Source organism: Xanthomonas campestris pv. asclepiadis (genome assembly GCF_020784175.1).
Taxonomy (GTDB): domain Bacteria; phylum Pseudomonadota; class Gammaproteobacteria; order Xanthomonadales; family Xanthomonadaceae; genus Xanthomonas; species Xanthomonas campestris_D.
Genome location: NZ_JAJGQM010000100.1, coordinates 1 through 1,290 on the forward strand (window position 1 = coordinate 1; position 1,290 = coordinate 1,290).

The window sequence follows — 1,290 nt, forward strand, 5'->3', positions numbered from 1 at the left end:
CTTCATGGAACCTCCTCGGGAAAGGGGACGAGAAAATTCCACTTCTGGCGTCAGCTAATGGGCGGGGGGATTACCGGCCCTCATCGATCTAGAGGTATGTTGCCATAGCCCAGCCTCTCTTATCATTCGGTGATACCTTGTGTTAATACACTTCCCCTGCCGTGCCGTGCATGCGCTGAATCTGTCTTGACGGTCGGCAGGGATTCGTACAAGAACCTTTTCACACAGCTAGTAGCTCGCTTCTGAATTTTTTTAAACAAACCCTCGACTCCACCGGAAGGTTCCCGACGCGACTTCGATTTGCGCGGCTTCGCGCAATTCTTCCAGCCACTGGCGGCGCTCATCGGACAAACCTCGCGTGAACGCCTCAAATCCATGTCGTTCCGACAACACGATTGAGGGCCGCTTTTGAGTCCCCCGGAACCTTGATATCCAGACCAACAAGTCCTCTATGTGAGCGCGGAAGGGATCGCCAAGTCCATCATCGGCCGATGCCAGCGCCAGCGGCTCTGCCATCCACCCTTCTCGCCAGTAAAGGCCACCGGCGTTGCGGTAAAGCAGGCCCGATAAGCGAGTGGTCCAGCCGCCACCATCCACCTTGCCCCGGGGTTCAAAGGGTTCAACCTGAACCACCAGCAGCGCGGCCGGTTCCAGGCTCATCAATTCCGATAGATACCGAAAGCGGTTGTGCTCCCACTTGGAGCACGACGGTTTGCGCGGCTTGGGTTGGCGGTGGATTACATGCACAGCGAAGGGCTCAGTTTGATTGGTGAGTGCTGACCAAGAAGCCAGGCTAAGCCACCCAGGCCGCCCTAATGCTAAGAGCTTTCTACAATTTAGTCGCTATAGAATTGATAGCTTTGATGGCTAAATCACGATAATCTTTATTCACTTCTACACGGTGTCCGCTGATATTAAGCTTGCCCGTCTTCAATATATCGAACGGTGTACCACCAGCAAAGGCTACTACACCTGTTGTACCAAAATCGCGTATTTCAACTATACCGTCGGTGACTTTATTGAAGGTGAAATGCTCACCATATGAATTAACCAAGTCAATCAAATCAGTGTCGATCCCAGACAGGACTGCGGCGTAGGCCGATGCAGAACCCATGTACTGAGTTAGGCGATTTTTCAAGATTAAGTGCACTTTCGGGAGCGATCGGCCAGCCACCTTCATTTTGCTGGCAAACGTGTACTGCTCATATACCTTCCTGATTAGCCCTATTCCTCAGCCATGAAAGTTGCTTGCCATGCGCAGAACGCGCTCTGGGCAAGGCTTGCAGCGCA

General features: G+C 52.9%; 2 protein-coding genes. Both read right to left on the reverse strand.

Translation table 11 applies throughout. From position 1 onward, the window contains the following. Positions 1-252: 252 nt before the first annotated feature. Positions 253-660, reverse strand: a complete 408-nt coding sequence (locus LL972_RS21550) for a hypothetical protein (RefSeq protein ID WP_228329324.1) — start codon at positions 658-660, stop codon at positions 253-255. A gap of 169 nt (positions 661-829) precedes the next feature. Further along, complete coding sequence (locus tag LL972_RS21555) at positions 830-1,114, reverse strand: hypothetical protein (RefSeq protein ID WP_228329325.1); 285 nt, start codon at positions 1,112-1,114, stop codon at positions 830-832. Between the last annotated feature and the right edge of the window lie 176 nt (positions 1,115-1,290).

Coding starts and splice junctions, on each gene's coding strand:
- LL972_RS21555 (WP_228329325.1), bottom strand. CDS start 1,114: ATGGGTTCTGCATCGGCCTACGCCGCAGTCCTGTCTGGGATCGACACT.
- LL972_RS21550 (WP_228329324.1), bottom strand. CDS start 660: ATGAGCCTGGAACCGGCCGCGCTGCTGGTGGTTCAGGTTGAACCCTTT.